This window comes from Chitinophaga sp. (genome assembly GCF_036569185.1).
In the GTDB taxonomy this organism is placed as follows: Bacteria; Bacteroidota; Bacteroidia; order Chitinophagales; family Chitinophagaceae; genus Chitinophaga.
Genome location: NZ_DATCRD010000035.1, coordinates 1 through 7141 on the forward strand (window position 1 = coordinate 1; position 7141 = coordinate 7141).

At 50.9% G+C, this 7141-nt stretch carries 3 protein-coding genes and 1 pseudogene; all 4 read left to right on the plus strand.

Features of this window, described 5'->3' with window-relative positions; translation table 11 throughout:
* A partial coding sequence (locus VIM72_RS02875; RefSeq protein ID WP_332001365.1) for a FecR family protein occupies window positions 1–984 on the plus strand: 984 nt, incomplete at its 5' end.
* A gap of 41 nt (window positions 985–1025) precedes the next feature.
* Window positions 1026–4352, plus strand: a complete 3327-nt coding sequence (locus tag VIM72_RS02880) for a TonB-dependent receptor (protein ID WP_332001366.1) — start codon at window positions 1026–1028, stop codon at window positions 4350–4352.
* Window positions 4353–4366: 14 nt separating this feature from the next.
* Window positions 4367–5851 carry a RagB/SusD family nutrient uptake outer membrane protein gene (locus VIM72_RS02885; protein WP_332001367.1) on the plus strand — a complete coding sequence of 495 codons (1485 nt, stop codon included), beginning with the start codon at window positions 4367–4369 and terminating at the stop codon, window positions 5849–5851.
* A gap of 7 nt (window positions 5852–5858) precedes the next feature.
* Window positions 5859–7141 (plus strand): annotated as a pseudogene (locus tag VIM72_RS02890) (hypothetical protein); the annotation flags it as partial.

Here is a 7141-nt window from a genome sequence, read left to right on the forward strand (position 1 = left end):
GATATGAATAACACCCGGTTAAAAGAATTATTGGATAAATACCTGGAAGGTACCGCCACTGATCAGGAGATCAGTGAGGTGGATAATTGGTACAGGTCTTTCGAAAATGATCCGGGCCTCACTTCTCAATTCAGCCCGGAGCAACGCACCGCGCTGGAGCAACTGATCTTCCTGCGCATCAGCCGCCAGGTGGAGGATGCTGCGCCGCGGATGAAGGTGAGCCATAGGTCTGTTCGCTGGCTGGTGGCCGCTACGGTGGCTTTGATCATTGCCGCGGGAGGTTTTTACCTGGCCCGTGAGCACAGTGCACCGCGCGAAATAGCAAAGGCAATGGTAGCGGAGCAAACGGGGGGGAACGGCATTAAAAAGATCACCCTGCCGGATGGTAGCCTGGTATGGCTGAATGTAGACAGTAAGGTAAAATATGATGAACATAAAGCCCGGGAAATATGGCTGGAGGGAGAAGGGTATTTTGAAGTAACCTCCCGCCAGAACGAACCATTTATTGTGCACGCCGGTAAACTGGAAGTGAATGTATTGGGCACCAGCTTTAACATCGACGCCTATACGCCGGCGGCAAAAGTAACCGTAACCGTAGCCAGTGGTAAAATAGCTGTAGGCAACAATGGAAATAATACTACCACGCTTGTTGCCAACCAGCAGGCGGTTTACCATGCAACCACAGGTCAACTGGAAAAGAATGATATTGCCGCTGCAGATGCCAGCGCCTGGACACAGGGACAGCTGATCTTTAAAAAAGCCCTGTTCCGCGATATCGCCTATAAACTGGAACGCCGGTACAATGTACGGATCCGGTTTTCCAGTGAACAGATTGCCAACTCATTGATCACTGCCCGGTTCGATGCCAACGTGCCGTTTAAGAACGTGCTGGGCATGCTATGTGAAATTTATGGGTGCAGCTACCGGCAGGAGCCGGGCAGCAACGAATACCTGGTATATAAAAAGGAACAACCAAATAAATAAAAACGGATGGGGTTAGCCTTAGGGCGTGATAAATTCGGGTTATGAAAGTGAAAACAGCGGAGTGCCTGCACATGGTGCCCGGGTGGCTTGCCTGCCTGGTGCTGGTATTGTGTTGCCTGTACCCGCCGCGCATCGCTGCGCAATCTGCCATAACAGAAGAGCTGAAACGCACCGTGGCAGAGGTTCATGTGACCGGCGAAACGCTCGATAAAGTGTTTGAACAGGTGGAAGCCGCTACTACGTTCAGGTTTGTATACAGCCCCTCCGAAATCACAAAAAGCGGAAAAGTAACGGTTAATAAAAGAAATATTTCCGTGGAACAGGTGCTGAAACTCCTGCCTGCAGGATTGCAATATGAAATACGTGGCAGGAACATCCTGATCACACGGAAAGAGCCGCAGCCTGCCAGCCAGGCCTCGGTATTAACGGGCAGGGTAACTGATACCAACGGCAACCCTTTGCCCGGCGTATACGTGATGCGGAAAGGTGCGCTATCCCGTTTGATGACGGATGCGGATGGCACCTTCAGTATCCACGCTGAGCAGGGAGATACGCTGCGCTTTGCCCTTCCCGGTTTCGGGGAACAGGAAGTGCCGGTGGAGAGAGTGAATATGTTGTATGTGTCGCTTTCACCACGATACTCCTCTCTCAAGGAGGTGGTGGTGATCGGTTACGGTACTTCCAGCAAAGAAAAACTTACCACCGCCATCGGTACGGTAAGCGGCGATGCCATAAAGGAACGCCCTACTACCATGAACCTGATGCAGGGACTGGCCGGGAAAGTAGCCGGGGTAAGCGTGATGATGAATTCCGGTAAGCCAGGTGGCAATCCCATTGTAAAAATAAGAGGCACCGGCTCTATCAACGCCTACAACGGTCCGCTGTATGTGGTAGATGGCATAGTGGGGGCTGATCCGCTGATCATTGATCCCAACATCGTAGCCTCGGTGGATGTGCTGAAAGATGCTGCTGCCTCTGCGATTTACGGGGCAAGAGGATCAAACGGGGTGATTGTGATCACCACCAGGAAAGGTACAAAAAGCAGCCCGGCTATTTCGTTCCGTAATACCGTGAGCTTTGGTACGCTGGCCCGGAAAGTAAAACTGATGGATGCCAGCCAGGCGCTGGAAATGTTTAAACGGGAATATGAATACCTGCCCGGTCGCACGGCGCCTCACCTGGATCCGTCGTGGCAGTTTGTGCGGAAGAACGAATTGTTTAATGCAGATGGCTCTCCGAAATATAACACCGACTGGCAGGAGGAGGCAAGCCGCCTGGCGGTGTCGCATGAGCATTCCCTGTCGCTGTCGGCCGGTAAGGATGGCTTCTCCGCCCTGGTCAATCTTTCCTACAACGATCAGCAGGGCATTCTTATCAACAGCTATTCCCGGCAGGTGAACGGGTTTATCAATCTGGGCTGGGATGTGTCCAAATGGCTGCATGTACAGGCGGTGATCAACAGCGGGGCGTCAAAACAAAATAATGTAGACATCAATACATTCGGGCTGAATGCGGTGAGGCAGATCTATGAGTTCCTGCCCTTCCTCCCGGTGCAGTATGCGGATGGCACCTATTCCCGCAAAGGGGATTATCCCGGTGCGGAGGATTCTGAAAACCCGGTGCGGCTCATGCGGGAAGTAAAATCGGTAGCCGGAAAAACATATACCATGGGCAACCTGGTAACTACCATCCGGCTGAACAGCAAACTGCATATTACCGCAGGGCTGAGCGGGCAAACCGGCGCTACCTACAACCTGTATTATTCCGGTCGTGATATCCGCGGGTATTCGGATACACAACAGGGAGTGGCTACACGTACAAATGGCAACTCAGGTTCCTGGACCACAGAGGATTACATTACCTGGAACAACCAGTATGGTAAACACAAGCTCACAGCTGTTGGCGGCGCCAGCTGGTACTATTTCGGGAATATGAGCACCAAGGCGGGAAGTGAAGGTTTCTTTGATGATTTCTTTTCTTACAACAGCCTGCAAACAGGACTGGTGCCGCAACGACCGGAATCGGGCACAAGTAATACGGCCATGAACTCGTATTATATGCGGTTCAATTACGATTACGACAGCCGTTACCTGTTCGGGTTTTCTTTCCGGGCAGATGGCTCGTCGCGCTTCGGGGCGAATAACGTATACGGCTATTTCCCCAGCTTCTCAGGGGCATGGCGTTTATCTTCAGAACCGTTTTTACGCGATGTGCACAGCATCAGCGACCTGAAGATACGTGGCAGCTATGGCATTGTGGGCAATGCAGATATTGGTGATTATGTAACGCAGGACAAGCTGAGAAGCAGCCAGGTGGCATTCAACGGCCAGGTGGCGCCGGCAGTTACACTGGACGCGCTGGGCAACAGGAATCTTAAATGGGAAAAAGCCCACCAGCTGAATATTGGATTGGATGTTTCCCTTTTCGATAACAGGGTGCAGTTCACCGGCGATGTGTATAACCGTGTAACCAAAGACCTGCTGTATTACCGGCTGATGCCCGCCACCACCGGTTATGAAGGGGTGTATGATAACATCGGTTCCATTCGTAACAGGGGACTGGAGCTATCGCTGGTCACCAACAATATCCGGCGCAAACAATTCTCCTGGAATACCTCGCTGATCTATTCCATGAACCGCTCCCGTGTACTGGAACTGAACGGGGATATCATGTATCCCTGGGCGGGCCGTATCATGGAAGGCCGGCCGCTGAATGAATTTTACGGCTACCAACGCCTGGGCACCTGGGGAACAGATGAAGCTGCGGAAGCGGCTACCTATGGCAAAAAGCCCGGGGACCTGAAGTATGCAGATCTGAATAACAATAAGGTGAAAGATGCCAACGACCGTACCGTACTTGGCAACGGCATGCCCGATTTTGAAGCAAGCATGAGTAATACTTTTACCTACAAAAGTTTTTCACTGCTGGTAGATCTGCAAACGATCTATGGCCATAGCCTGGCAAACTTTACCAGGATGATCATGGAAAGCGCTGCGCCCACTACCAACAGTTACAGCAACCTGCTCAACGCATGGACGCCGCAACATCAGGGTGGTATGAATGCCGCGCTTCGGCTGCCGCAGGACGGGCTTGATAATGAAATGGACAGTTACTATATAGAAAAAGGCACTTTCCTCCGCATACGCAATATTGCATTGGCGTACCGGCTGAAGGAAGACTGGCTCGCACGGTATCACATCAAATCTGCCGTGATCACCGCCAGTGCGGAAAACTATTTCCTGTTCACAAAATATAAAGGGTACGATCCTGAAGCCTCTTCATTTGATGGCGACTTTAACCAGGGGGTGGATCTGTACCAGTACCCGAAAGCAAAAACGCTTTCGTTTACACTGAATGTTACATTCTGAAAAGGAATTGAAATATGAAACAATTGATGCTGTTGGGGATGATACTACTGGTTTCTTCCTGTAACAAATTCCTGGAAGAAGAGCCCTCCGGTTCTCTTAACCAGTCGCATTACTATAAAACGCCGGAACAGGTGAGCGCTGCGGTGAACGGCACATACGACGGCCTTGCTACTCCCTTTGTGATCAACATCGGCGTGGCGGTAAGCCCTGTGTATTCGCTGGAATATATCACCGGGTACAGTCGCAGGCCACGGCCTTCAGGGTTTGAAGACGACCAGTTCCTGCGGTTAGACCGGCTCGATAACGCCAACTCCAGATTGCAGGGATGGTGGAACGCTACCTATTATCCCGTGGAGAATTGTAACAGCGTAATTGAAAACGTAAGTATTACTTCTGTAGTAGATGAAATAACAAAACAGCGATACCTCGGTGAAGCGTATTTCCTGCGGGCATGGTATTACTTCCAGGCAGTAAGGCTTTTTGGCGACATTCCCCTGAAACTCACTACTACCAAAGATATCAATGATATAAAAATACGCCGCTCTCCCAAAGAGGCAGTGTATGAACAGATCGTTAAAGACCTGAAAGCAGCTGAAAACGCAGGTCTTCCATGGATAGACCCAAGCGGGCATGTAAGCCTGGGCGCAGTGAAATCGTTACTCGCAAAGGTGTACATTACCATGGCCGGTTATCCCTTGCAGAAAGGAAAACCTTATTACCAGCTGGCCTACGATAAGGCAATGGAGGTGATAGACAGTCACCAGTTTTCCCTGTTTGAACAATACAGCGATCTGCGTAACCCGGTAGTACAAAATACCAGGGAACACATCTTTATGCTGCAACGCCATCCTACCGTGGCGGTGAGCAACATCCACTGGGCATACCTGCCATATCCCAGTCAGCCCATTTCCATACAATCGGCCTACGGCGGGGCAATGGCGCCAACCACTGCATTTTATAATTCATTTGCAGCGAACGATGAACGTAAACAGGAACAGGTTTTTTTCTATACCAGGCACGCACGCTACGGCAATCCTGCGGAAACCGTTTTCTTCCCGGATCCTTATGTTTTCAAGTTCTGGGATGATGAAGCAGAGAAGACCGGCCGCTCAGGCGCCAATTTTCCGCTGATACGTTATGCAGATATATTGCTGCTGTGCGCAGAAGCAAAGAGCGTGGTGGATGGCGGCACTACGTCAGATGCTACCGCGATCGATGCATTTTATGCAGTACGCCACCGGGCATTTCCCGCGGCGCCTAAACCAACTGCTTTAACAACAGATGATATTCTTAAGGAAAGATACTGGGAACTTTGTTTTGAATTCCAGGCATGGTATGATATGCTGCGTACCCGCAAAGCCTTTGATGTGGCGCGTGGCAGTATGACCAGCCTGGTTGGGTACAAAGCCCCTAATCACCTGCGAAGCTTCGAAGAAACAGATTTTCAATTTCCATTACCATTAGCTGAAGTTCAGAAAAACCCGGACTTGGCCCTTTAACAACAGCATGAAACTGAAGAATATTTGCCTGGCGGCTTTACTCACCGCTGCGGCACAGGCATCTTTTGCCCAGGAGCACTACTTTATTGATGGTTATCACGGCGGTATTTATGGGCATTACCCCCATGGGTATACGCAGTTTATAACCAGCCAGCTGCAGGCAAACCCTTACTGGAAAATTAACCTGGAAATAGAGCCCGAAACCTGGGACAGGGTGAAGACAGAGGAGCCGGAGGCGTATGCGGCTTTCAAAAAAATGTTTGCGGATCAGTCGGCCGGCGGTCGCATTGAATATGTAAACCCCGCTTATGGCCAGAGCTATTTGTATACGGGTTCCGGTGAAAGCATGATACGCCAGTTCAGTTACGGTATACAGAAATTGAGAGAACATTTCCCCGGCGCTGAATTCACTACCTACTCAAGTGAAGAGCCCTGCTTTACCAGCGCGTTACCGCAGGTACTGCGTTCATTTGGCTTTAAATATGCCTCGCTGAAAAATCCCAATACCTGCTGGGGCGGCTACACCCGGGCGTTTGGGAGTGGACTGCAGGCCCCCGGTGGTAGCCAGCCCCGTGCCTTTGGTGGTGAACTGGTGCAATGGCAGGGCCCCGATGGTAGCCAGCTGCTCACCGTGCCCCGCTATAGTTCAGAAGCCCTACTGCCTAATTCCACCTGGCAAACTACCGCCTGGAATAACAGCCGGGAATATATACGCTCCGCACGGGCCGCAGGTATTGCAAATCCCGTGGGCATGTGCCTGCAGGATGCCGGCTGGCGCAATGGTCCCTGGCTGAAACAACATGCGAAATACGAAACGTGGCGGAATTATATCAGCAATATAGCCAATCACAGCAATACGCCCATATGGAAAGTAAGCCAGGAAGATATCCAGGTAAGCCTGGTATGGGGCGCGCAGGTATTGCAACGTATTGCACAACAGGTGAGAGCTGCGGAGAATAAATTGATAAGCGCAGAAAAGTATGCGGCCATCACTATGCTTTGTGATAAGGCAGCATGGCCGCAGCAACAACTCGATACTGCCTGGAAAACCTTGCTGCTGGCTCAGCACCACGATTGCTGGATTGTACCTTACAATGGCCGCGAAGGCGATACATGGATCGATAAAGTACAGCGCTGGACAGATAATACCCTTTCCGTAAGCGATAACATCTTACAAAAAAATAATCAACACACCACCTATATCCGTGTATTGAACACTACCGCACAACCCCGCGAAGAGTGGGTGCAGTTACCGGAAGGTACGCAATGGAAAGTGACCAACAGTAAAGG

What these genes read in the sequence shown, in the direction of transcription:
- VIM72_RS02880 (WP_332001366.1), top strand. Translation starts at nt 1,026, where the DNA reads ATGAAAGTGAAAACAGCGGAGTGCCTGCACATGGTGCCCGGGTGGCTT.
- VIM72_RS02885 (WP_332001367.1), top strand. Translation starts at nt 4,367, where the DNA reads ATGAAACAATTGATGCTGTTGGGGATGATACTACTGGTTTCTTCCTGT.